Here is a 22,642-nt window from a genome sequence, read left to right as displayed (position 1 = left end):
GTCGTCGACATGGCACACACGCTTGCAGGCCGTTCCCGGGGTTCGTTTTACGCTGATCTCAATCTGGACTCAGAGGCTGTCATCACCGCTCGCACCGAGTTGGCGGCGTGCTTTCGACTGGCGGCGCGCCACGGTTTGGAGGAGGGCATCTGCAACCATTTTTCGGCCATGGTGCCGGGGCGCGACGATCTGTTTTTTGTGAACCCGTATGGCTACGCGTTCGAAGAAGTCAGCGCCGACAACCTGCTGGTCTGCGACTTTCACGGCCATGTGATCGACGGCGAAGGCCAGCCGGAAGCGACGGCGTTCTATATTCACGCGCGGCTGCACAAGCAACTGCCCCGGGTGAAAGTGGCGTTCCACACGCACATGCCGCATGCCACGGCGTTGTGCCTGCTGCAGGGGCCACCGCTGTTATGGTTGGGCCAGACTGCCCTGAAGTTTTATGGCCGAACGGCGGTGGACGAGCATTACAACGGCCTGGCCCTTGATGAATCCGAAGGCGACCGGATTGCCGGCGTCATGGGCAACGCCGACATCCTGTTCTTGAAAAACCACGGGGTGATAGTCGCCGGGCCGACCATTGCCGAAGCCTGGGACGATTTGTATTACCTGGAGCGCGCAGCACAGGTGCAATTGATGGCGATGGCAACCCAGCGGGAACTCAAACCCGTGCCCCATGAAGTCGCCCAGCGGGCCTATGAGCAAATGCGCCTGGGCGATGCCGAGAGTGCGCGGGCGCATTTGCACAGTGCGATGCGGCGATTGCAGCGTTCGGGCTGATGCGGCGCTGTATCAAGCCAAGCACGCGGGGCGCAATCGCTCGGCGGTGCTGTCGATGGAGGGAAATGTTGAGGCGCTGATGCGTCCTGACCGCTAAGTCGGAATTCGCCTCTGTTTCACGAAAGCAACACCTCGGCCAACCGGCGGTCCGCCTGTCGGGTCTTGTTCATTTGATCGTCTAGAGTTCCGATAGCTCTGCCAAATCCGGCAGATCTCCCCAACGCACGGACGATCGCCATCATGTTGATAACTCACGCATTGACAGCTGTTGCCATGACCGTTGTCACCGCAGCCATGTTTCCGCTGGCCAGTCAGGCTCAATCGAAAATCACACCCGAAGAAGCTCACGCCATTGGCGTCGAGGCCTACGTTTATTTCTACCCGTTGTTGACCATGGACATCACCCGCAAGCAGTTCACCAACATCGAGCCGGGCAAGGAGTTCGGCAAAGGCCCGATGAACATGTTTGTGAGTGTGCCGCAGTACCCGCCCGCGGATTTCAAAGGGGTGGTGCGCTCCAATTTCGACACTCTGTATTCCATTGCCTGGCTCGACTTGACCAAGGAACCGCTGGTCATCGCCGCGCCGGACACCGCCGGGCGCTTCTATTTGCTGCCGATGCTCGACATGTGGAGCGACGTTTTCGCCTCACCGGGCTGGCGCACCACGGGTACCGAAGCCGCGCAATTTCTGGTGACGCCACCGGGCTGGACCGGCACGGTGCCGGCCGGGCTGAATCATCTGCCGGCGCCGACGCCTTTTGTCTGGGTCATCGGCCGGACCAAAACCGACGGGGCGGCGGACTATGCGGCCGTGCACAAGATCCAGGCCGGCTACACCGTGACGCCGTTGTCGCGACTGGGCAAAGAAGCCGAGCCGGTCAGCGTAAAAATAGATTCGTCGGTCGACATGAAAACGCCGCCGAAGATTCAGGTCGACTCGCTGTCGGCGGCTGACTACTTCGCCTATGCCGCCGAATTGCTCAAAGTGCATCCGGCCCACAGCACGGATCAGCCAATGCTGGCGCAGATCAAACGCATTGGTATCGAGGCCGGCAAGTCGTTCGACATGGGCGCGCTGGAACCTGGAGTCAAAGCTGCGCTCGACACCGTGCCCGCAGAAGCGCAGAGCCTGATGAAGTGGAAGGTGGAAACCCTGGCGCGCGTCGTCAACGGCTGGTCGATGAATACCGACACCATGGGCGTCTACGGCAACTACTACCTTAAACGCGCGATCGTCGCCCAGGTCGGGCTCGGCGCCAACTTGCCCGAGGATGCGATTTATCCATTGAACATGGGCGACGCGGCCGGCAAGCCGCTCGACGGTACGAACCAGTACGTGTTGCATTTTGACAAGGGCGATACGCCGCCGGTGAACGCTTTTTGGTCGATTACGCTGTACGACCCTGAAGGGTTCCAGGTTGGCAATGCGCTCAATCGTTTTGCGGTCAGCAGCTGGATGCCGTTCAAGAACAACGCCGACGGCTCGCTGGACCTTTACTTCCAGAACGAAAGCCCCGGCAAAGACCTTGAAGCCAATTGGCTACCTGCACCCAAAGGGCCATTCAACCTGACGATGCGTTTGTACGGCCCCAAGGCGGAAGCGTTGAACGGTAAATGGAATCCACCGGCTGTCAGGCAGATTTAGCTCTCCGGCAGCAGGCAGCCGACGGTGTCTCACCATCGGCAAGTCTGCGAGGTCACAGCCAGGACAGCCAGGCATATGGAGCGTGGGTCATGAAAAAACTGCGAATCGCGACGTTCAACGTCAACGGCATGCGCGCCCGGTTGCCAAACTTGCTGGCCTGGCTCGAGCGCGAGAAACCGGACATCGCTTGTTTGCAGGAGCTGAAGTCGGTGGACAGCGCATTTCCTGCCGCCAAGCTTGAGGCCATTGGCTACGGTGCGATCTGGCAGGGGCAGGCGTCCTGGAACGGGGTGGCAATTCTGGCGCGGGATGCGCAGCCGCTGGAAAGTCGACGAGGGCTGCCGGGTGATGACAGCGACAATCACAGCCGCTATCTCGAGGCTGCCGTGCATGGGGTTCTGGTGGGGTGCCTGTACCTGCCCAACGGCAACCCGCAGCCGGGTCCGAAGTTCGATTACAAACTGGCGTGGTTCGAGCGACTGATCCGCTACGCCCAGGCACTGCAGAGCAGCGAGCACCCGGTGGTGCTGGCCGGCGACTACAACGTGGTACCGACAGACCTGGACATCTATAACCCGCGCTCCTGGCTCAAGGATGCGTTGCTGCAACCGGAGAGCCGCGAGTGTTATCAGCGACTGTTGGACCAAGGCTGGACCGACTCCCTGCGACATCTTTATCCGGAAGATCGGCTCTACACCTTCTGGGATTATTTTCGCCAGCACTGGCAAAAAAACTCCGGGTTGCGCATCGACCATCTGCTGCTCAATCCGGCCTTGAGTCCTTATCTGGTCGAAGCGGGTGTCGATGCGTGGGTGCGCAACGAACCGCATGCCAGTGACCATGCGCCGACCTGGATTCAACTGGGTTCGCGCAAGCGTCGTTGATTTGTCCTGCGCAGCGATTGGCTAAATCAATTGTCGTGCACAGCGGTTCATCCCTTATACATAGCGGCCATTGGCGGAGCGATCCGCCGCTTGCGTGCATAAGGACTGAACGATGAGCAAACCCCGCCTGACCAATCGAGCGCTGTACCTGCAACGGCTGGGCTTCGATGCGCCGCCGGCGCCGACCCTGGAGACCTTGCGTCAGCTCCAATTGCGCCACACCGGCGTGTTCCCGTTTGAAAACCTGACCACCTTGTCCGGCGAGCCGGTGCTGATCGATCTTGCGTCGATCGAACAAAAAGTCCTGGATCAGGAACGCGGCGGTTACTGCTACGAACTCAATTACCTGTACCTGACCTTGCTTCAAGAGCTGGGTTTCGATGCGCATGGCATCAGTGGCCGCGTGGTCATGGGCCAGCCCGAAGGCGCCTGGACAGCACGCACCCATCGCTTGAGTGTGGTGACGCTGGGTGGCGTGCGCTACATCAGCGATGTTGGCTTTGGCGGCATGGTGCCCACCGCGCCGCTGTTGCTCGACAGTCCCGCTGAGCAAACGACCCCTCATGAGCCTTATCGCATCGAACAACACGTGGACGGCTACACCCTTCGCGCCAAGGTCGGCGACGAGTGGCGAGCGATGTACATCTTCGACCTGCAGCGCCAGGAAGACATCGATTACAGCGTCGGCAACTGGTACGTCTCGACTCATCCGCAATCATCCTTCGCCAGGCAGCTGATGGTGGCGCGGACCGGGGAGGGGTGGCGTCGTACGCTCAACAACGGCAGCTTCGCCATCCACCGCATCGGCCACGACAGCGAGCGTCGGCAGGTGGCCGATTTGCAGGCGTTGCTCGGCGTGCTGGAAGGGGAGTTCGGTATTCGGGTGCCGACCAATGCGACGTTAATGCGCACACTCGAGGGTCTTATCCAGCCGGAATAGCACCATATCGTGTGCACAAGAAAGGGGCGGATTGAATCAATCTGCCCCTTTTTGTTGGCCTACGGCCGAGCATCGGGCTTCATCACACGATGAATTTCATTCAGGGCCTCCAGCAGTTTTTTCTCCAGGCTTTTCAACTCGGTGGCCGTGATGCCCGGTTTTAAATGCCCGGTCGTCTTCGGCTCGGTCGCTTTGTTCAGATCGCTGAGCAATGTCCGTCGCAGGATGTTGTTGATGACGGTCTGATAGCCGTATCCCTCAGTTTCTGCCAATTCGCGTGCCGCCTCGATGACCACTTCATCGAGCATGATGGTGATTCGGGTTTTGCCTTTGCCCGAAGCAACGGCCCCGCGCTTGGCATTGCTGAAGTCGTATTCGTCTTTCATGGATCAAGCCTCCAGATACTGGCGTCGCTCGGCTTTGCTGGCGAGGCGCGCAGAAATAATTCGAACGAAATTCGGATCACGATAGGTGTACGCAACGACCAGCGAACGCCCTTTGCCATCCAGCCCCATGGTCATCCAGCGTTGTTCGTCATGGTCTTCGTCCTGAAGGGTCAGGACGTGCTCGTCATGGAATACCGGTTCGGTCTCGGCGAGGCTGATGCCCTGGTGCTTGAGCTTGTTGGCTGCGTTCTTTGCCTTGTGGTACTGAATTTCGAATGACTTCATTATGCATACTTTATATGTATATGGAAGAAGGCGACCTCTACCGATGGTCGCCATGAATTCAAAAGCCTAGTGGCTGCAGGAGAATGGCTCGGCTGGGTGTATTGCAAGGAATTCGGCAAGGCAGGGACGCGGTGGCACACAGTCTGCATGACCGACCGTTCATAATTTGACGGGCAAGTTGTATACAACTCTATAGACATTTGTCCTGAGTCTTGCATACAGTGTGCGCATAACAAAAACCAGGGAACCCCCTAACATGAAAACGCCCCATGTTTCACACCAACGGCCCGAAGACGAAAACCTCGGGATCGGCGCGAATATGGCTTACGGCCTGCAACATGTTCTGACCATGTACGGTGGCATCGTTGCGGTGCCTTTGATCATTGGTCAGGCGGCCGGGCTGTCGCCGGCGGACATTGGTTTGTTGATTGCTGCTTCATTGTTTGCGGGGGGGCTGGCCACGTTGCTGCAAACCCTGGGTCTGCCGTTTTTCGGTTGTCAGTTGCCGCTGGTACAGGGCGTGTCGTTTTCCGGCGTCGCGACCATGGTGGCGATTGTCAGCAGTGGCGGCGAGGGTGGGTTTCAGTCGATTCTGGGGGCGGTGATAGCGGCGTCCCTGATCGGGTTGCTGATCACGCCGGTGTTCTCGCGAATCACCAAGTTCTTCCCGCCGCTGGTCACGGGCATTGTAATCACCACCATCGGCCTGACGCTGATGCCGGTGGCGGCGCGCTGGGCCATGGGCGGTAACAGCCATTCCCCAGAGTTCGGCAGCATGGCCAACATCGGCCTGGCCGCCATGACGCTGGTGTTGGTGCTGTTGCTGAGCAAGATTGGCAGCGCGACCATCTCCCGTCTCTCGATCCTGCTGGCAATGGTCATCGGTACGGTCGTCGCGGTGTTCCTGGGCATGGCGGATTTCTCATCCGTTGGCGAAGGTCCGATGTTCGGCTTCCCGACCCCGTTCCACTTCGGCATGCCGACTTTCCACTTCGCGGCGATCCTGTCGATGTGCATCGTGGTCATGGTGACTCTGGTGGAGACCTCGGCGGACATCCTGGCAGTCGGTGAAATCATCGACACCAAGGTGGACTCCAAGCGTCTGGGCAATGGTCTGCGCGCTGACATGCTGTCGAGCATGATCGCGCCGATCTTCGGCTCCTTCACCCAAAGCGCCTTCGCCCAGAACGTCGGGCTGGTGGCGGTGACCGGGATCAAGAGCCGCTACGTGGTCGCCACGGGTGGTCTGTTCCTGGTGATCCTCGGCCTGTTGCCATTCATGGGACGGGTCATCGCGGCCGTGCCAACCTCCGTCCTTGGCGGCGCCGGTATCGTGCTGTTCGGCACCGTAGCCGCCAGCGGCATCCGGACGCTGTCCAAGGTCGACTACCGCAACAACGTCAACCTGATCATCGTCGCGACCTCGATCGGCTTCGGCATGATCCCGATCGCTGCACCGAACTTCTACGATCACTTCCCTAGCTGGTTCGCCACGATCTTCCATTCGGGCATCAGCTCTTCGGCGATCATGGCCATCGTGCTCAACCTGACCTTCAACCACCTCACCGCCGGTAACTCCGACCAGCAGTCGGTATTTGCGGCGGGCACCGAGCGGGTCCTGCGTTATCAGGATCTGGCGGCGTTGCGCGAAGGGGATTACTTCAGCGACGGCAAACTGCATGACTGCGATGGCAAGGAAGTTCCGGTGGTCGAGGTGGACCACGGGCATGGCGAGCCACGGGCGGCGCATGCGAAAACCAGTGAGCATGTCTGACGTTTGAGTGAATGCAAAAAGGCCGATCCGTTGAATGACAGATCGGCCTTTTTCATTGTCGGTTTCTATTGCGCGCTTTGCGTCCAGCGGTCCATCAACGTATTGGACGGCAGTTGTTCATCCAACAGCTTTCTCGCCGTTTCCACCCCTGCCACCGGCAGCCCTTCAGGGTTCAACAAGCCAATTTGCACCAGCACACTGGCCTGGTCCCAGTAGATATGCTCGTGGTACAGCTTGTCCCCTCGAAACTTGATCACCCCCAGCATTGGAATCTCCACGTACTTCCCGGTCGGAGCCACGTTGGGCAGCATCCAGTCGATTTCGCTGCTGTGGGTGAAGCACATGATGAATTCGTCGACGATCTGCAGGGCGCCGATGGTGCGGGAGATGGGGATGAGCTTCATGTCTGGCGGATTGCCGTGGACAAAATGGTGTTGGTAGAAGCGGCTGAGTTCCCTGGCGCCGACGCCGCCGGTCATGGTCGGAATATGGTTGACGTAGGGTTCGGCGACCATGGTCGCCATGGTGGCGGGCACGTCGCGGGTGTCGAACTCGTGGCGGATGTGTTCTTCCCACAGGGCGGACAGGTTGAAGTGCGGGCCGATCTCGCGCTTGAGTGCGGCGATGCTGCGTTCATGGGCCATCAGCGAGGCCGGCTTGTCGTAGTGTGAACTTCCGGCCCGGGCGAAAGCGTGGTCGACGCCTGGGTAAACGTAGATTTCCGCTTTGTCGTTGCCGGCCAGGTGTTCACTGATCAGGGTGCGGGCACTGGCGTCGCAGTAGCCATCGTTTTCGGCAAAGTGCAGGACCAGCCGACCCTTGAGATTTTCCGATTCGTGCAACAGGTGTTCGATGCCCATGCCGTAGTAACCGACAGCGCAGGCCACGTCGGTGCGCGTGGCGGTCAGCCAGGCCAGTTTGCCGCCCATGCAGAAGCCGACATAACCCAGGCCCGGGCCTTCCACCTCCGGCAATGCACGCAGGGCTTTGAAGCTGGCGTCGATGTCGCTGACGGCCTTGTCCACGTCCAGGCGCTGGAACAGGTCGATGGCGACGGCGAAATCCGCTTCGGTGTAGCCCAGGTCAACGCCCGGCTGCAGGCGCCAGAACAGGTCCGGCACCAGCGCCAGATAACCTTCCTCGGCATAGAAATCGGCCACCGCGCGCATGTTGGCGTTGACCCCGAATATTTCCTGGCCGATCACCACGCCGGGGCCCTTGCCGCTGGCCGGCAGGGCCAGGTAACCGCTGAACGTGGCGCTGCTGTCCGTTGCCCGGATCTCAATCATTTTGCCCATGTCATCTTCCTCATTCGGTTATCAGGATTTATTGGCTGTCACGGTGTTGCTGAAACCACACGCGCGGCGACACGCCACGGTCGGGCCCGAGAATCGAAAAGCCGCCGTCCACCGGCAAGTCGACCCCGGTCATCCAGCCTGCACCCGGGCTGCACAGAAAGGCCACCACGCTGCCGATTTCATGGCCACGGCCGATGCGTCCGAGCGGGTGAAAGGGTGCCCCGACCCGGTCGGCCAGTTGCGGGTCGTTGTTGCTGAAGTCGGCGACGCTGGGCGACCAGGTCCAGGCCGGGGATACGCTCAGCACCCGGATCTGTTCCGGGGCCAGGGTCATGGCCAGGTTTTTCGTCAGTTGCAGGATGCCGGCCTTGGAAGCCGGGTAGAGCGCGCGCCCGGCCGCGCCGAACTTGCCGCCCGTGCTGCCGATGTTGATCACCACGCCGCCACTGGGCAGATGCACGGCCGCCTTCTGGGTAAAAATCGCCGCCGACACCAGATTGACGTTCAGGGTTTTCAGCCACTGTGCGCGGTCCGAGGCCAGCCCCTGATCGGCGTACAGGCAGGCGTTGTTGACCAGAATGTCGAGCCTGCCGAAGCGGGCCAGCGTGGCAGCGATGCACGCGTCGATATCTTCGTCGCGCTCCACGTCGCACGCTGAAAACCCGCAATCGAGTTCTTCCGCCAACGCTTGGCCACTGTCGGCGTTGCGTCCCACCAGCATCACCCGCGCACCTTCGGTCAACAACTGCCGGGCGATGTCCAGGCCCAGCCCTTGGGTACTGCCAGTGACAATCGCCACTTTGCCTTCGAGCATCATGCGAAATCCTCCAGTGCTGCCTCGACGTGGCTGATGCGGGCGATCAGCGCCATGCTCGCCAGCGAGGCCGTGTGTGTGCCGCTGTCCGCGCTGGCGCAGGCATCTGCCGCCACCGTCACTTCGAAACCGCAGTCCACGGCGTGACGCACCGTGCTTTCCACCACCGAGTGGGTCGCCACGCCCGCGATCAACAAATGCGAAGGATTGAACTGGCGCACCAGGCTTTCCAGCGGTGAGCCATAAAAGGCATTGATCCGGTTGTGGGTGACGACGAACTCCTGGCGGCTGACCTTTGGTGCCAGGGCGCTGTAGAACTCCGCGCCCCAGCTGCCTTCCCGGACAGCGCCAAGGCTGGCGACAGCGCGCAGGATCGGCGCGTTCTGGATCAGGTCGGCGTAGTCCGGGCGGAACGCCACGCGCACGTGGATGATCGGCCAGCCCTTGGTTCGCGCGCCGGCGAGCAGCCGCCCGGCAGCGTCGAGCAGCGCAGCGCGCACGAGGTCATCGGCCCCCAGCCCGACCCGAATCTTGCCCTCGGGGTGCAACACGTCGTTCTGATAGTGCAGGGCGATCAGCACCGGCGCGCTCATCACACGAACACCTCGAGGTTGGCGAACACATCGTTGCAGTTGATGAGGTCCACGCGCTTGAGCTGGATCTGCCAGCCACCGCTTTCCCGAGCGGCCAATTTATAGGTGTAGCGCCCGGCGAGCTGGCGTTGCTCCAGGCGCCATTCGCTGTACTGGAAGCTGGCGCTGACCACCAGCAAGCCCTGGGCATCGAGACCCTCGACCATCACGTTGCCCACCAGATGCGCGGTTTGGGTCTGCGGTTGCTGGGACCAGTTGCGGGCGTTTTCCACCCGGCGGATCCGCACCTCGCGCAGCATGCGGTTTTCCCAGAACAGCGAGATATGGTCGAACGGGTTGGCTTGCTCGTGCTTGTGCGGCACCCAGTACATGCCGGTGTCGGTGAACAGCTTGTCCCACTCCCAGAAACGCCGCTCATCCAGCAGGCGCGCTTCCTGGTAAAGAAACTGTTCGATCTGGCGCAGGGTCTCGACGGGAACCTGTGCGGGGGTCAATTGGCGGGTGTCGACGTCGATTCGGCGGTCAAGCAGCATGGGTGCTCTCCTTGGCGATCAGGGTGGCGGTCATGAACTGTTTCCAGGCGGCGAACTGGTTGCGCATCGGCAATTCGCTGGTGCCGTTGGTGGACACCGCGCCGTCTTCCAGCGGCTTATCGGTACCGACGTAGCGGTGCATGCTGATCCACTCGCCGCCGCGGGTCATGTTGCCTTCCTGGCAGCGAGCATAGACTTCGACGTCGTCGGGCATCACGTTGGAGGAGGGCGAGTTGATGACGTTGGCGTAGGTCAGTGCGCGGTCGAACACGGCATCCGGGGCGCCTTTACAGCGGAAGGTCTGGATCTCGACCATGGTCTGGTCCACGGCGATGGGGCGGATCACCCGGAACTGCATGAACACCGTGTGCGGCGAACCGCTGCCGTAGATCACCGTGTTGTGGCGGTTCATGCCGAGGATTTCCTTGGCGCGCTGGTCGCCGTAGGCCTGGCTCAGACATTCGAAGTGTGCGCGGGAGACCTCGTCGCGCTCGGCGGCGGCCGGGTCGAAGATCGCTTCCATGTAGCCATGGCCGTTGTGGTAGGCGCGCAGTTCGAGTTTTTCCCAGAAGTCATAAGGCTCGCCGTTGCCGTCCATGATCAGCAGCTCGAAGGGCATTTCACCGATGGCTTGGGCTTCGTCACGCGCAGCGTCTACCGACGATTCGTGGGTCACGCGGGCGTGCATGGTGTCGTGCAGGTTCTCGTAGAACACTTTCCAGTTGGAGCGCTGCTGAACGCGGAAGATACCGCCCGCCACCTCGACCTCACCGACGGGCGATCGATCGCAGAGGTTGTCGATGGAGGTGATGACGCCGCCCAGAAATGTTTTCAGGTCCGGTCCGAACGCCGCCTGGCTGGCAAACACAAAGCCGCGATAGGCCTCGACGCGAGCGACGCTGACCATGGAAAAATCCGGGTGCTTGGGGTCGTAGCAGGTGCCTTCGAAACCGCTCTTGAGCGGCGCCGACAAATGCTGGCCGTCGAGCTTGAAGGTCCAGGCGTGGTACGGGCAGCGGAAGAATTTGCCAACACTGCCGTCACCGTCAGCCACCAGTTTGGCGCCTTTGTGCGGACAGCGGTTGTACAGCACGCTGACCTGCTGGTTGGCGCCGCGCACCATGATCACGTCCTGATCGCCGATGCGCGTGGTGTGGTAGTCGCCGGGGTTCTTGACCTGGCTTTCATGGCCGACGTAGATCCAGGCGTTGCCGTAGATGCGCTCCATCTCCAGCTTGAACAGGGTCGGGTCGGTGTAGACGCTCTTGTGAACGCTGTCCTCGCGGATCAAGGCAGCGATTTGCTCGTTGGTCGGTATCACGGGATGTCCTCGGCTTGTCACAGATCGAGTACCAGCAGCGCGCTGCTGGCACGGGAGACACAGGTGCAGAAACTGCCGCTGGCGCGGTCGCGCTCCGACAGGCAGATGTCGCGGTGGTCGGGCTGACCGTCGATGACCTGGGCGACGCACACGCCGCAGTCACCCCGTCGGCAGTCGAACATCGGGTCGAGGCCGGCCTGAAGCATGGCGTCCAGTACGCTTTGCCCGGCGGCCACTTGCAGGTTCACGCCGCTTTCGCGCAGGTGCACCTCGAAGCCCTGGTCGCCGGCCATTTCCAGCGCGCCGCTGAACAGTTCGTAATGCAAGTGATCTTCTGCCCAGCCCTGTTCGCGAGCGCAGGCCAGCACGCTGTTGAGCAGGGCGGTCGGGCCGCAGATGTAGAGGTGCAGGCCGGGTTTAGGCGCAGCCAGAATCGCAGCGGCAGGCAAGCGCTTCTGCGGGTCGCCGTCGCTGATCCAGCAATGGTTGTCGAGGCAGGCGCGCGCTTCGGGCAGATAGGCCATCTGTGCTTCATCGCGACCGGCATAGTGCAGGGTGAAAGACTTGCCCGCCGCTTGCAGCGACCGGGCCATGCTCAGTATGGGCGTGATGCCGATGCCACCGGCAATCAGCAGCGCGTGTTCGGTGTTGTCACAGAGTGGGAAGTGGTTGCGTGGCGCATCGGCCAGCAGTTCATCGCCGACCTTGAGCGAGTGCACCCAGCGCGATCCACCGGTGCTCGTTTCTTCGAGCTGGACGGCGATTTCGTAGTGTTCGCCGTCGGGCAGGTTGACCAGCGAATAGGCACGGCGTTGAGCGCGGCTGCCAGGTACATGCAGCTCCAGATGGGCGCCGGCAGTAAAGCCCGGCAGTGGCTGGACGCCGCTGGACACCAACAGCACGCGGCGGATTCTGGGGGTCAGAGGCTCGATCTGTTGGACCCTGAGCGAGAGGCTGGACATACGCAATTCCTGTCTGAATTCGTAGCCACTGTATGAAGCCTGCGAGGGTCAAAAAAGCCGCAAACGGCAAACCGGTATCCACTTCTGGCGAGAGTGATTTTCCAGGAGCAATGCGTGCTCCTACGGGGTCAGGTGCTCAAGCAAGGCCCGCACGTGTTCGCCATCCACCCTGGCCAGATCGTCCAGCACCGCGAAGTGATGACACTCGGCAAGCTCGACAACGCGCACGGCCTGCCCAGCCTCGCGGCAGGCACTGGCGTACTCGCGCGAATGGCGGATCAATTCCGGCAACTCGTCCCCGCCCACGGTCACCAGCAACGGTGCGCCATCGCCGATCAGCCGTTGCGGGCTATAGCGCTGGATGTCGTCTGCGCTCAGGCGCAGCTTGTCGTTAAGCCAGCAGCGGCTGATGGGGTCAAGCTCCATCAGGCCGCTGATCGGCATGGCCAGGGTCACCAGCGGATGGCGGCGATACAGCGCGGTCAGATGGCCACCCGCCGAGTGCCCGCACAGCACCACCTGCTGACCGATGTTCAAGGCGTCGCGATGCGCCAGCAGATAATCCAGCGCCTTGCCGATCTGTCCGACGATGGTGCCCATGCTCGCTTCGGGCGCCAGGGTGTATTCCAGCAAGCCGACATTGAAACCGGCCTCGATCAGGCCCTCGGCGATAAAGGCGTAGTCGTCCTTGTCCGACGCCTGCCAGTAACCGCCATGAATGAACAGCAGCGTCGGCGCCCCGGCATCCGCCTGGGCGTACCAGTCGAAACGCTCGCGCATGGCAGTGCCATACGCCAGGTCACGCTGCCAGGCGTGGCTCGCGTAGGTCCGGGCACTGCGTTGGCGAAAACGCTGCATGATCTGTGGAAAATTACCCACGGCCGCGACGTTGTTGTAAGCCTGATCGAGGTCCATGTCCGTTCATACTCCCAGGTAGCGTTGCGACAGTTCGGGTTGTGCCGCCAGCTCCACTGGTGTGCCATCCCAGACCTGGCGCCCCTTCTCGATGATGTGATGGCGGTCGACCACCCGCGCCATTTCCTTGAGGTTCTTGTCGATCACCAGAATCGTCTCGCCCTCGGCCTTGAGGGTGGCCAGGCAATTCCAGATCTGCTCGCGGATGATTGGCGCCAGGCCTTCAGTGGCTTCGTCGAGAATCAGCAGGCTGGGGTTGGTCAACAGCGCGCGGCCGACCACCAGCATCTGCTGCTCACCGCCCGACAGGGTGCGTGACAGCTGGTCCTGGCGCTCCAGCAAGCGCGGGAACAGTTCATAGACCCGCGCCAGATCCCACTTGCCCCGCGTGGCGGTGGCCAGCAGATTTTCCCGCACGCTCAACGTGCCGAAGGCGCGTCGGCCCTCCGGCACCAGCCCCAGGCCGGCCTTGGCGATGCGGTAGGGCGCAGCGCCACGCATTTCCGTGCCATTGATGCGAATGCTGCCGGCGCTGGGCTTGAGCAAGCCCATGATCGATTTGACCGTGGTGGTCTTGCCCATGCCGTTGCGGCCGATCAGCGACACCACCTGGCCCTGCTCGATGCTCAGGTGCATGTCGAACAGCACCTGGCTCAAGCCATAGCCCGCTTTCAAACCTTGAACCTCAAGCATGTTCTTCTCCCAGGTAAGCGGCCCGCACTTGCGGGTCGTTGCGCACTTGTTCGACGCTGCCGGTCAACACCGTCTGGCCGTACACCAGCACCGTGATGCGGTCGGCGAGGGCGAATACCGCGTCCATATCGTGCTCGACCAGCAGGATCGCGTAACGGCCCTTGAGGCTGTGCAGCAGCTCGGTCATGCGCGCGGACTCGTCGGCGCCCATCCCGGCCATCGGCTCATCGAGCAATAGCACCGAAGCTTCCTGAGCCAATGCCAGGGCGATCTCCAGTTGCCGTCGTTCGCCATGGGACAGTTCGTGGACCGCATCTTGCGCGCGAGGGCCCAGGCCCACTTGCTGCAAGTAGCCCAGCGCCGGTTCCAGCAGGCGGGTGTCGCGGCTCAGCGGACGCCACATGCCGAACGCCTTGCCGTCGCGGGCGGCGATGGCCAGCGCGACGTTCTCCAGCAGGGTGAACTCGGTGTACAACTGGCTGACCTGGAAGGCCCGCGCCAATCCCAGGCGAGGACGTTGCCAGGCCGGTACGCGGGTGATGTCCTGGCCATTGAGATGGATCTGGCCCTGGTCGGGGAAAATCTCGCCGGCAATCTGCGCGATCAAGGTGGACTTGCCGGCACCGTTGGGGCCGATGATGGCGTGCAGTTCGCCCTTGGCCAGTTCAAGGCTGGCGCCGTTGGTGGCTTTCACCGCGCCAAAGGCCTTGTGCAGATCCCGAATCGATAGCTGTGCGCTCATGGGCGTGCCTCCACGGCGGCATTCGGTTTGATGGCAAGTGCCTTGGGTTTGCGTTGCAGCAGGCTGAGCAGCAATCCGTAGACGCCTTTCTTGCCGAACAGCACCACCAGCAACAGCAGGGGGCCGAAGATCAGCATCCAGTGCTCGGTCCACTGGCTCAGCACCTGTTCAAGTCCCAGGTAAGTGGCCGCGCCCAGCAGTGGGCCGAGCAGGGTGCCGACGCCGCCGAGAATCACCATCGCCATCAGCTCGCCGGACTTGTGCCAGGCACCCATGTCGGGGCTGACAAACAGCGCGTAGTTGGCCCACAGAATTCCCGCCAGACCACCGCCGGTGCCGGCGATCACAAACGCCGTGAGGCGATAGCGCAAGGGTTTGAGGCCGAGGCTGACGCTGCGCCGTTCACTCTGCTTGAGCCCGCGCAGGACAAAACCGAATCGCGAATTGACCAGCCGCCGGCACAGCAGCAACCAGCCCGCCAGCAAGACCACGCACAGGTAGTAGAAGTGGTTGGCGTCACCCAGGTCCAGCACGCCAAGGGTATTGCGCTCGTTGAGCAAAATGCCGTCGTCACCGCCGTACAGCGACAGCGAGCCGAGCACGAAGTAGAGCATCTGGCCGAACGCCAATGTGATCATGATGAACTGCACGCCGCTGGTGCGCAGCGACAGATAACCCACCAGCAGCGAAAGCAACGCGCACACCAGCAGCGCCAGTGGCCACACCACCAGCGCGCTGTTGCTGCCTTCCCAGCCCCACAACGGCATGCCTTGCGAGGTATGAAAGGCCACGATGCCGACGATATACCCGCCCAGGCCGAAGAACGCCGCGTGGCCGAAACTGACCATGGCGCCGTAGCCGATCAGCAGGTCCAGGCTGATGGCCGCCATGCCATAGATGGCGAGGCGGGTGAAGAAGCTGACCAGGTAAGGCTCGTGCAGCCAGTGGGCCAGCAGCGGCATGCAGGCGAAGGTCGCCAGGCACGCAAGGTCGATGATGAGGCGTGGTGACATAGGGTTCTCCTCAGGCGCGGGCCGGCAGCAGGCCGCGCGGGCGCACCAGCAGCACCAGGGCCATGACGATGTAGGCGCTGGCGGAAATCAGCCCGGCGCTCAGGGTGCCGCTGGTCTCGCTGGGCAGCAGTTGGTCCAGCAGCGGCGGGATGTAGGCACGGCCCAGGCTGTCGACCATGCCGATCAGCAAGGCCCCCACCAACGCACCGCGCACCGAGCCGACACCGCCGACGACGATGACCACGAAGGTGGTGATCAGGATCTTTTCACCCATGCCGATTTCCACCGACAGCAGCGGTGCCGCCATGAAACCGGCCAGGCCGCACAGCACGCAGCCGAACACGAAGACCAGGGTGTACAGCCGGGCGATGTTGACCCCCAGTGCGCCGACCATTTCATGGTCATCGGCACCGGCGCGAATCAGCATGCCCAGGCGCGTGTGGTTGATCAGCAGCCACATGCCGACCGCCACGATCAGCCCTGCGGCGATGAACAGCAGCCGGCTGACCGGGTACATCAATCCGGGCAGCACTTCGACAAAACTGGAATACCACTCGGGCGTGGGCATCGCCGGTGGGCTGCGGCCGAAGATCAGGGTCAGCAGTTCGTTGCTGAAAAACACCACGGCCAACGTCGCCAGCACCTGATCCAGGTGATCGCGATTGTAGAGGCGGCGCATGATCGCGGTTTCGATCAATGCACCGTAACAGGCCGAGCCGATCAGCGCGGCCAGGCCGCCCAGCCAGAACGACCCGGTGGCCATGGCGGTGTAGGCGGCACAGAACGCGCCGACCATGTAGAAGGCGCCGTGGGCCAGGTTGATCACGCCCATGATGCCGAAAATCAGGGTCAGGCCTGAGGCCAGCAAAAACAGCAACGCGCTGTATTGCAGGCCGTTGAGAATCTGTTCGAGCAATAACATGACTGCGTTCCTCACGAAAACGCCCCGCAGCGGTACTGCGGGGCGAGGACAGGGCTCAGGTGCCGGTCAGATCGAGCATTGAGCGGCGTAGCTGTCGACGTGGCGGGTCGCCAGGGTCCTGATCGGCACTTCGACCAGCTTGCCGTCGGCGCCGGTCTGCACTTGCAGCAAGTACCAGTCGATCACCGGGTGCTGGTTCTGGGCGAAGCTGAAGTCGCCGCGAATGGAGTCGAACTGGACGTTCTTCATCGCCGTGCGGAAGGCCGGCTGGTCCTTCAGATTGCCCTGGGAGGTTTTCAGGGCGGCACCGATCAGGCGTGCCGTGTCATAAGTCTGGGCCGCATACACCGTCGGGGCGCGCTTGTATTTTTCGGTGAAGGCTTTGATGAAAGCCTGGTTGGCCGGGTTGTCCGATTGCGGGTTCCAGAGGGTGACGACGTTGGTGCCCTTGGCCACATCGCCGACGGCGGCGAGCATGCGTTCATCCATGGAGAACACCGGCACCACCATCGGGATGTGCGCCGACAGGCCCGAGCCGCCGTATTGCTTGGCAAAGTTGATGCCGCCGCCACCCGGGTGAAACTGGAAAATCGCATCCGGCGTCAGTGAACGTACGCGCGCCAGTTCCACCGAGAAATCCAGCTGGTTGAGCTTGGTGTAGATCTCCGTCACCTCGCCCTTGAAGGTGCGCTTGAACCCGGCCAGTGCGTCACGGCCGCCCTGATAGTTGGGCGCCAGGATCACCATTTTCTTGTAGCCCAGTTCGTTGGCCGCGACACCGGCCATTTCGTGAGGGGTGTCGTTCTGGTAGGAGCCGACGAAGTAGTTGGCCATGCACTTTTCACCGGCCAGGGTCGAGGGCGCGGTGTTGTTGCTGACGTAGAAACCGTCCTTGGTGGCGGTGTTGATCACGGCCGCCAGCACGTTGGAAAAAATCACCCCGGTGTACAGCGAGATGCCGTCCAGGCTCATGCGGTCGGCGATCTGCTTGGCCTTGGCCGGTTGCAGGCCATCATCTTCCACGATGAGTTGCACCGGCACGCCGCCGAGCTTGCCGCCTTCCTGATCGATCGCCAGTTGGAAGCCGTCACGCGAGTCTTCGCCCAGGTAGCCGGCGGGGGTGGAAAGGGTGGTGATGAAGCCGATTCGGACAGGCTCCACGGCCTGGGCAGCCGTCGCTGCGCAGAGGGAGGTTGCCAGACATGCACGCAATACCAGGTTTTTCATGAGGCGGCCTATGAAGTAGGTCGTGCCAACGCACGGTAGATGTCGATGAGGGCAGTGATTCAGTATTCGGACGGGCCGATTGATTGTTGTTATGGGGTGCTGCGTCAGCTGTTGCTCTCGGTGAACTTCTCCAGGTAAAGGCGGCTTTGGTCCAGGCCGTGCTGCTGGCGCCAGTCCTTGATCGACTCGACCATTGGCGGCGGGCCGCACAGGTACAGGTCGAACGGCTGGTCGCGCATTTCGGCCAATTCGAGGTGTTCGGCGATGTAGCCGGTCTTGCCCGGCCAGTCGGGGTTTGGATTGCTGACCACGGGCGTGAAACGGAACCCCGGGATCCGGGCGGCATAGGCCTCGATGCGCGAAACCTCGCACAGGTCCTCGGCCTCGCGCACGCCGTAATACAGGTGCACAGGGTAGCCGCAGCCTTGCTGCTCGGCAATCTGGTCGAGCATGCCAAGGAACGCCGACAACCCGGTGCCGCCGGCGACCATCACCAGCGGCCGGTCGATATGGCGCAGGTAGAAAGCGCCCAACGGCGCTTCCATGTGGATCACGTCGCCGACCTGGCAACGATCGCGCACGTAGTCGGTCATCACGCCGCTGGGCAGCAAGCGAATCAGAAACTGCAGGTTGCTGCTGCCCGGTGCGCAGGCAAAGGAATACGAGCGCCGATGTTCGGTGCCCGGTACTTTCAGGCGAGCGTATTGCCCCGGCAGATAGTCCAGCGCCGCGCCCGCTGCGCCGACTTCCACGTGCACGATGGCGGTGGTCGGCGAGACCTGCCGCACCTCGCTCACAATGCCTTGCAGACTGCTCGGGCCGTTACTGCCGCAGAGGCTGGAATCGAAGTCGAAGTAGAAGGCCGCGTCCGACTGCACGCGCGTCTGGCAGGTCAGCACCTTGCGCTCGGCCAGGTCGCTGGCCGACAAGGCTTCATCGTCCACGTAGTCCTGGGTGTACTGCCCGGATTCACAGCGGCCCTGGCAGGTCGCGCAAACCCCTTCGCGGCAATCCAACGGAATCTTGATCCCGCTGCGCAGGGCCGCGTCGAGCAGGATTTCATTGTTCTGCACGTTGCAGAAGCGTGTTTTGCCGTCGGCGAAACTGAAGGCGACCTTGTACGTCATGAGCGTTAATCCGCAGGGTTCAGAGATGGTAGAAATCGAGCACGGAGTTGATCGTGTCGTTGAGCAGCACCACGTGTTTGCGGGCGATTTTCCAGCTCTCGCCGTCGGGGCGCAGACGGTACGTGGCGTGGCCGAAGAACTGCTCGGCGGTCTGCATGCGGTAATAGAGGGTGCTCCAGTTGACGCGCACCTCCAGCTCATCGTCCTGCAGCGGCGCGATGCGCACGTTGCTGATCAGGTGCAGGGTGCGCGGCATCGGAATGGTCGACGCCGCCTTGCCGGTACGAATGCGGAACACCCGGTCCTCCAGGCCGCCGCGGTTGGGGTAATAGATCAGCGACATGCCTTTTTTCGGATCGGTGGTGTAGACGTGTTCGGAGTCCCATTGCGGCAGGTGGAATTCGCTGTCGTCGCTGAACATGTCGAGGTAGGTGTCCCAGTCCTGGGCATCACAGGCCTCGGCCTTGCGGTAAAGAAATTGCTCGACGCGGTATTGCAGTTGCGAATTCATGTTCACACCTCACGCAGTTTCAACGGTTGTTGTTCGGCCGCTTTGCGCTCCAGGCCTTCAAGCAAAAAGCGCTGCCAGTTGGCGTGCTGGTTGACGTACAGGCCTTCATGGGTGAACTCGGTGCCGGTCAGGGCTGGAGCGATGCCAATGGTTTTGCTGTTGCGGGTCGGGCCTTCGACCCACTTGCCCTGACCGCGGGAAATGTCGCTCCAGCGCTCCAGGCGTGCCTGGAAGCCACGCTGGGCTTCACGGAACTCCACCAGGTCATCGGGGGTGCCCATGCCGGACACGTTGAAGAAGTCTTCGAACTGACGAATGCGGTTTTCCCGATCCGCGTCCGACTCGCCGACGACGCCCAGGCAGAAGCTGTTGATCTCGGTCTTGTTCCAGGCCAGCGGGCGGATGATCCGCAACTGCGAGCTGATCTGGTCGAGGAAGAACATGCTCGGGTAGACGTTGAGGTTGCGCAGGCGGTGCATCATCCATTCGGCTTTGCCTTGGCCGTGTTCCTCGACCAGGCGCGGCATGATGCTGGCGTAGCCCGGGCGCACGGCGGGGTTGGGCATGTCGCTGAACAGCACGCTGTGGCCGTTGTGGAAGGCGAACCAGCCGTCATCGGTTTCCTTGTCGCCCGCGCCCAGCTTGCTGTAGTCCAGGGTGTCGCTGGCGGTCAGGCCTTTCTCGGCGTTGACCTGCTGGCGATGCTGAACGGTGGCCACGTAGTTGTAGTGGACGGTGCTGACGTGATAACCGTCCAGACCGTTCTCGTTCTGCAGTTTCCAGTTGCCGTCGTAGGTGTAGGCCGACTTGCCCGGCAGCACTTCGAGCTGACCGGTCGGCGACTGCGCCACCATCATGTCGAAGAACACCTTGGCGTCACCGAGGAAGTCTTCGAGGGTGTCGGTGCCTTCCACGTTGAGGCTGACGAACACAAAGCCGTTGTAGCTTTCGATACGGGCCTTTTTCAGGCCGCGGGTGGCCTTGTCGAAACCTTCGGGGTATTCCCCCGGCGCCTTGACCTTCACCAGGCGGCCGTCGCTTTTGTAGCACCAGGCGTGGAAGGGGCAGGTGAAGGTCGACTGGTTACCTTTGCCGACGCGGGTGAGGGTGGTGCCGCGGTGCTGGCAGGCGTTGATCAGGGCGTTGAGACGACCTTCACCATCGCGCGTGATGATCAGCGGCTGACGGCCGGCGCGCATTGTCATGAAGTCGTGATTATTGGCGATCTCGCTTTCGTGGCAGGCGTAGATCCAGTTCTTCTCGAAAATCAATTCCATTTCCAGATCGAACAGTTCCGGGTCGGTAAACATATCGCGGGCAATGCGATAAACACCGTCTTGCGGGCGGAAGTCCAGGCAACTTTCTATATAACTTTTCCACTGTTCGACACTTCGTGCAGTTGTCATTTCCCAGTCCTCGGCCAATGGGCTAATTCACGCCTTCATTTAATGCCGTCGTAGCCGACAGGGTCTATCCGCTTATTAGTGGAAACTCATCCGGAAAATAAGCAGTCACCTCGGTTGTTGGCGATAGAACCCCCGTAATTACTGGTTGTTGCCGCGCCAAGCGGCTGAGCAAGTGGCTATTTGTCATTTAGTAACGGGATAGCCGCTGACGAACTTGTTGCGGCTTAATTTCAATCGAAGCACCAGCAGAGTGTCTCGCTTCAGGTCACTAAAAACTGCCATTACTCATGGCCCAGGGTTCTGTACCCGAAGTGCCTTCTATTCATGCGCTGCTCAATAAGCGGCAGGGGGAAGAAATAATATGTTGCATAAGTCGTGGCTAGTTCGGGGAGTTCAAACAGTTGGCTTGTTGACACCCTTATTGGCGCAGGCGGATGTCGTCAATGACAGCAAGCTGAGCCTGGGCACCCGTAACTTCTACATTGATCGGGACTTCAAGGGCGACAACCCGCCCCGTTCGCGAGTGGGCAGTTGGACCCAGGGTTTCGACCTGCGTTTCGCCTCCGGCTACACCGAAGGCCCGGTGCAGTTTGGTGTGGATGCGGAGGTGCAATACGCCTATCGACTGGACGGCGGTGGCGGGCGGGGCGATGACACCATCATCCCTTACAGCCAAAGCCGTCAGGAGCAGGCCGATGAATATGGCCGCGGCGGTGCAACGCTGAAAATGCGCTATTCGAAAACCGAGTTGAAAGTCGGTGAGCTGCGACCGTTTCTGCCGGTGGTGATCATTGACGACTCTCGCCAATTGGTCACGACCTATCGCGGTGGCCTGCTCGAATCCAAGGAGATCGACGGCCTGACGCTGACCGCCGGACGGCTGACGGAAATCGGTGCGCGTAACTCTTCCAACTACGAAAAGCTGTACCTGCAGACGGGCTCCGGTGTGCGCCACGGCAGTGACGGCCTCAACCTCGCCGGTGCCAGCTATGCCTTCACCCCGTCGCTGACCGGTTCTTACTTTTATGCGCAACTGGAAGACATCTACCAGCAGCACTACCTGGGCATCACCCATCTGGCAGACCTGGGTAACGGTTATGGCCTGAAGACCGACCTGCGTTACTTCAACAACAACGAAGAGGGCGACGCCCTTTACGGCGACATCGACAACAGCTCCTATGGCGCCATGACCTCGCTGAAAAAGGGCGGGCACCGGTTCGGCGTGGGCTACCAGCGCATGCTTGGCGACAGCAACTTCCCGACCCTGGGCGGTTATGTACCGCAGCCGTTTCTGGTGAACTGGTCGCGGGTGGGGTTCATCAAGCCCAACGAAAAATCCTGGCAGGTTCGTTATGACTACGACTTTGCCGCGATGGGCGTGCCAGGCCTGAATTTCATGACCCGCTACTTCAAGGGGACGTCGGTGGACCGAGGCGACAACCTCAGCCAGGCGGCGGAACAGGAACGCGACCTGGTGCTGTCGTATGTCGTGCAAAGCGGGCCGCTCAAAGGTGTGGGCGTGGAGGCCGGCAACGTCGTTTCCAAATTCAGCCACGGCAATGACTGGGTAGAGAACCGCCTGATCACGACCTACACATGGAAATTTTGGTAACGTCCTGCCCTGAAATGGCAAGCCGTTGTGCGCTGAAGTGACGCCTTGGGTAGCGTTTTACCCGAGGCGTCGACCCGTTATGGCACCCTGGCTGTGCACATCAACGCCGCGCAACGCGTTCAATATCCGGATAGTGTCCGATTGTTAGCCGAAAAGTGCGGATTTCGCCTGTTCGCACCGGCTGGGCATAGCCCTTGCAAACCCAATGAGAATACGCGCCGAAGAGCGTGTCGATGTCCATTGCCGTGGGTGTA

General features: G+C 61.4%; 23 protein-coding genes. 6 read left to right on the top strand and 17 right to left on the bottom strand.

What is annotated here, in order from left to right; all coding sequences use genetic code 11:
- The first annotated feature begins 9 nt into the window (after nucleotides 1-9).
- From KHO07_RS18510 to KHO07_RS18495, 4 genes are all read left to right on the top strand, one after another.
- A complete protein-coding gene (locus tag KHO07_RS18510; RefSeq protein WP_212625152.1) occupies nucleotides 10-783 on the top strand; it encodes an aldolase in 774 nt (257 codons plus the stop codon).
- A gap of 240 nt (nucleotides 784-1,023) precedes the next feature.
- Nucleotides 1,024-2,430 (top strand): DUF1254 domain-containing protein, encoded by a 1,407-nt coding sequence (locus tag KHO07_RS18505; protein ID WP_212625151.1) that lies wholly within the window; start codon nucleotides 1,024-1,026, stop codon nucleotides 2,428-2,430.
- Between the two features lie 89 nt (nucleotides 2,431-2,519).
- A complete protein-coding gene (locus KHO07_RS18500; protein ID WP_212625150.1) occupies nucleotides 2,520-3,314 on the top strand; it encodes an exodeoxyribonuclease III in 795 nt (264 codons plus the stop codon).
- A 112-nt stretch (nucleotides 3,315-3,426) separates the two neighbouring features.
- Nucleotides 3,427-4,254 carry an arylamine N-acetyltransferase gene (locus KHO07_RS18495; protein WP_212625149.1) on the top strand — a complete coding sequence of 276 codons (828 nt, stop codon included), beginning with the start codon at nucleotides 3,427-3,429 and terminating at the stop codon, nucleotides 4,252-4,254.
- 59 nt (nucleotides 4,255-4,313) lie between these two features.
- Here the strand turns inward: KHO07_RS18495 and KHO07_RS18490 are convergent, their stop codons facing one another.
- Together KHO07_RS18490 and KHO07_RS18485 are read right to left on the bottom strand one after the other, a co-directional pair.
- Nucleotides 4,314-4,640, bottom strand: a complete 327-nt coding sequence (locus KHO07_RS18490) for a BrnA antitoxin family protein (RefSeq protein WP_212625148.1) — start codon at nucleotides 4,638-4,640, stop codon at nucleotides 4,314-4,316.
- 3 nt (nucleotides 4,641-4,643) lie between these two features.
- Entirely contained in the window at nucleotides 4,644-4,925 is a 282-nt protein-coding gene (locus KHO07_RS18485) for a BrnT family toxin (protein WP_212625147.1), read from the bottom strand.
- A 256-nt stretch (nucleotides 4,926-5,181) separates the two neighbouring features.
- Here KHO07_RS18485 and KHO07_RS18480 point away from each other — a divergent pair, with 256 nt between their 5' ends.
- Entirely contained in the window at nucleotides 5,182-6,699 is a 1,518-nt protein-coding gene (locus KHO07_RS18480) for a nucleobase:cation symporter-2 family protein (protein ID WP_212625146.1), read from the top strand.
- Between the two features lie 65 nt (nucleotides 6,700-6,764).
- On the opposite strand, the gene KHO07_RS18475 is transcribed toward KHO07_RS18480, so the two are convergent.
- The 15 genes from KHO07_RS18475 to antA all read right to left on the bottom strand — a co-directional run bounded on the left by KHO07_RS18475 (nucleotide 6,765) and on the right by antA (nucleotide 20,776).
- The gene (locus tag KHO07_RS18475; RefSeq protein ID WP_212625145.1) at nucleotides 6,765-7,997 is read right to left on the bottom strand and encodes a dienelactone hydrolase family protein; all 1,233 of its coding nucleotides are present in this window, start codon (nucleotides 7,995-7,997) and stop codon (nucleotides 6,765-6,767) included.
- A gap of 28 nt (nucleotides 7,998-8,025) precedes the next feature.
- On the bottom strand, nucleotides 8,026-8,814 hold the full coding sequence (locus KHO07_RS18470) for an SDR family oxidoreductase (protein WP_212625144.1): 789 nt from the start codon (nucleotides 8,812-8,814) through the stop codon (nucleotides 8,026-8,028).
- Nucleotides 8,811-9,404: a cysteine hydrolase gene (locus KHO07_RS18465; RefSeq protein WP_150733350.1), complete on the bottom strand. Its 594-nt coding sequence runs from the start codon at nucleotides 9,402-9,404 to the stop codon at nucleotides 8,811-8,813. Before KHO07_RS18465 ends, KHO07_RS18470 begins: the two co-directional genes overlap by 4 nt.
- The gene (locus tag KHO07_RS18460) at nucleotides 9,404-9,937 is read right to left on the bottom strand and encodes an aromatic-ring-hydroxylating dioxygenase subunit beta (RefSeq protein WP_150733351.1); all 534 of its coding nucleotides are present in this window, start codon (nucleotides 9,935-9,937) and stop codon (nucleotides 9,404-9,406) included. Before KHO07_RS18460 ends, KHO07_RS18465 begins: the two co-directional genes overlap by 1 nt.
- The gene (locus KHO07_RS18455) at nucleotides 9,927-11,258 is read right to left on the bottom strand and encodes an aromatic ring-hydroxylating dioxygenase subunit alpha (protein WP_150733352.1); all 1,332 of its coding nucleotides are present in this window, start codon (nucleotides 11,256-11,258) and stop codon (nucleotides 9,927-9,929) included. Before KHO07_RS18455 ends, KHO07_RS18460 begins: the two co-directional genes overlap by 11 nt.
- A gap of 17 nt (nucleotides 11,259-11,275) precedes the next feature.
- Nucleotides 11,276-12,220, bottom strand: coding sequence for a PDR/VanB family oxidoreductase (locus KHO07_RS18450; protein WP_212625143.1), 945 nt, complete (start codon nucleotides 12,218-12,220; stop codon nucleotides 11,276-11,278).
- A 120-nt stretch (nucleotides 12,221-12,340) separates the two neighbouring features.
- Nucleotides 12,341-13,135 (bottom strand): alpha/beta hydrolase, encoded by a 795-nt coding sequence (locus KHO07_RS18445; RefSeq protein WP_212625142.1) that lies wholly within the window; start codon nucleotides 13,133-13,135, stop codon nucleotides 12,341-12,343.
- A gap of 6 nt (nucleotides 13,136-13,141) precedes the next feature.
- Nucleotides 13,142-13,828, bottom strand: coding sequence for an ABC transporter ATP-binding protein (locus tag KHO07_RS18440; protein ID WP_212625141.1), 687 nt, complete (start codon nucleotides 13,826-13,828; stop codon nucleotides 13,142-13,144).
- Complete coding sequence (locus tag KHO07_RS18435) at nucleotides 13,821-14,570, bottom strand: ABC transporter ATP-binding protein (protein ID WP_150733355.1); 750 nt, start codon at nucleotides 14,568-14,570, stop codon at nucleotides 13,821-13,823. Before KHO07_RS18435 ends, KHO07_RS18440 begins: the two co-directional genes overlap by 8 nt.
- Nucleotides 14,567-15,583 (bottom strand): branched-chain amino acid ABC transporter permease, encoded by a 1,017-nt coding sequence (locus KHO07_RS18430; protein WP_150733356.1) that lies wholly within the window; start codon nucleotides 15,581-15,583, stop codon nucleotides 14,567-14,569. Before KHO07_RS18430 ends, KHO07_RS18435 begins: the two co-directional genes overlap by 4 nt.
- Nucleotides 15,584-15,593: 10 nt before the next feature.
- On the bottom strand, nucleotides 15,594-16,505 hold the full coding sequence (locus KHO07_RS18425) for a branched-chain amino acid ABC transporter permease (protein WP_034147842.1): 912 nt from the start codon (nucleotides 16,503-16,505) through the stop codon (nucleotides 15,594-15,596).
- Nucleotides 16,506-16,571: 66 nt separating this feature from the next.
- Nucleotides 16,572-17,732, bottom strand: a complete 1,161-nt coding sequence (locus tag KHO07_RS18420) for an ABC transporter substrate-binding protein (RefSeq protein WP_150733357.1) — start codon at nucleotides 17,730-17,732, stop codon at nucleotides 16,572-16,574.
- 104 nt (nucleotides 17,733-17,836) lie between these two features.
- Complete coding sequence (antC, locus tag KHO07_RS18415; RefSeq protein ID WP_212625140.1) at nucleotides 17,837-18,859, bottom strand: anthranilate 1,2-dioxygenase electron transfer component AntC; 1,023 nt, start codon at nucleotides 18,857-18,859, stop codon at nucleotides 17,837-17,839.
- A gap of 19 nt (nucleotides 18,860-18,878) precedes the next feature.
- Entirely contained in the window at nucleotides 18,879-19,370 is a 492-nt protein-coding gene (antB, locus tag KHO07_RS18410) for an anthranilate 1,2-dioxygenase small subunit (protein WP_150733359.1), read from the bottom strand.
- Between the two features lie 2 nt (nucleotides 19,371-19,372).
- Nucleotides 19,373-20,776, bottom strand: a complete 1,404-nt coding sequence (antA, locus tag KHO07_RS18405; protein ID WP_212625139.1) for an anthranilate 1,2-dioxygenase large subunit — start codon at nucleotides 20,774-20,776, stop codon at nucleotides 19,373-19,375.
- 361 nt (nucleotides 20,777-21,137) lie between these two features.
- Here antA and KHO07_RS18400 point away from each other — a divergent pair, with 361 nt between their 5' ends.
- Complete coding sequence (locus KHO07_RS18400) at nucleotides 21,138-22,388, top strand: OprD family porin (protein ID WP_150733361.1); 1,251 nt, start codon at nucleotides 21,138-21,140, stop codon at nucleotides 22,386-22,388.
- Nucleotides 22,389-22,642: the final 254 nt, after the last annotated feature.

It is taken from the genome of Pseudomonas sp. PP3 (genome assembly GCF_905336995.1).
Classification (GTDB): Bacteria; Pseudomonadota; Gammaproteobacteria; order Pseudomonadales; family Pseudomonadaceae; genus Aquipseudomonas; species Aquipseudomonas reinekei.
This window is presented reverse-complemented; position numbering and strand designations above follow the sequence as displayed.

Coding starts and splice junctions, on each gene's coding strand:
- antA (WP_212625139.1), bottom strand. CDS start 20,776: ATGACAACTGCACGAAGTGTCGAACAGTGGAAAAGTTATATAGAAAGT.
- KHO07_RS18485 (WP_212625147.1), bottom strand. CDS start 4,925: ATGAAGTCATTCGAAATTCAGTACCACAAGGCAAAGAACGCAGCCAAC.
- KHO07_RS18460 (WP_150733351.1), bottom strand. CDS start 9,937: ATGCTGCTTGACCGCCGAATCGACGTCGACACCCGCCAATTGACCCCC.
- KHO07_RS18505 (WP_212625151.1), top strand. CDS start 1,024: ATGTTGATAACTCACGCATTGACAGCTGTTGCCATGACCGTTGTCACC.
- KHO07_RS18490 (WP_212625148.1), bottom strand. CDS start 4,640: ATGAAAGACGAATACGACTTCAGCAATGCCAAGCGCGGGGCCGTTGCT.
- KHO07_RS18475 (WP_212625145.1), bottom strand. CDS start 7,997: ATGGGCAAAATGATTGAGATCCGGGCAACGGACAGCAGCGCCACGTTC.
- KHO07_RS18510 (WP_212625152.1), top strand. CDS start 10: ATGGCACACACGCTTGCAGGCCGTTCCCGGGGTTCGTTTTACGCTGAT.
- KHO07_RS18495 (WP_212625149.1), top strand. CDS start 3,427: ATGAGCAAACCCCGCCTGACCAATCGAGCGCTGTACCTGCAACGGCTG.
- KHO07_RS18420 (WP_150733357.1), bottom strand. CDS start 17,732: ATGAAAAACCTGGTATTGCGTGCATGTCTGGCAACCTCCCTCTGCGCA.
- KHO07_RS18450 (WP_212625143.1), bottom strand. CDS start 12,220: ATGTCCAGCCTCTCGCTCAGGGTCCAACAGATCGAGCCTCTGACCCCC.
- KHO07_RS18430 (WP_150733356.1), bottom strand. CDS start 15,583: ATGTCACCACGCCTCATCATCGACCTTGCGTGCCTGGCGACCTTCGCC.
- KHO07_RS18425 (WP_034147842.1), bottom strand. CDS start 16,505: ATGTTATTGCTCGAACAGATTCTCAACGGCCTGCAATACAGCGCGTTG.
- KHO07_RS18445 (WP_212625142.1), bottom strand. CDS start 13,135: ATGGACCTCGATCAGGCTTACAACAACGTCGCGGCCGTGGGTAATTTT.
- antC (WP_212625140.1), bottom strand. CDS start 18,859: ATGACGTACAAGGTCGCCTTCAGTTTCGCCGACGGCAAAACACGCTTC.
- KHO07_RS18435 (WP_150733355.1), bottom strand. CDS start 14,570: ATGAGCGCACAGCTATCGATTCGGGATCTGCACAAGGCCTTTGGCGCG.
- KHO07_RS18500 (WP_212625150.1), top strand. CDS start 2,520: ATGAAAAAACTGCGAATCGCGACGTTCAACGTCAACGGCATGCGCGCC.
- KHO07_RS18470 (WP_212625144.1), bottom strand. CDS start 8,814: ATGATGCTCGAAGGCAAAGTGGCGATTGTCACTGGCAGTACCCAAGGG.
- antB (WP_150733359.1), bottom strand. CDS start 19,370: ATGAATTCGCAACTGCAATACCGCGTCGAGCAATTTCTTTACCGCAAG.
- KHO07_RS18480 (WP_212625146.1), top strand. CDS start 5,182: ATGAAAACGCCCCATGTTTCACACCAACGGCCCGAAGACGAAAACCTC.
- KHO07_RS18400 (WP_150733361.1), top strand. CDS start 21,138: ATGTTGCATAAGTCGTGGCTAGTTCGGGGAGTTCAAACAGTTGGCTTG.
- KHO07_RS18465 (WP_150733350.1), bottom strand. CDS start 9,404: ATGAGCGCGCCGGTGCTGATCGCCCTGCACTATCAGAACGACGTGTTG.
- KHO07_RS18440 (WP_212625141.1), bottom strand. CDS start 13,828: ATGCTTGAGGTTCAAGGTTTGAAAGCGGGCTATGGCTTGAGCCAGGTG.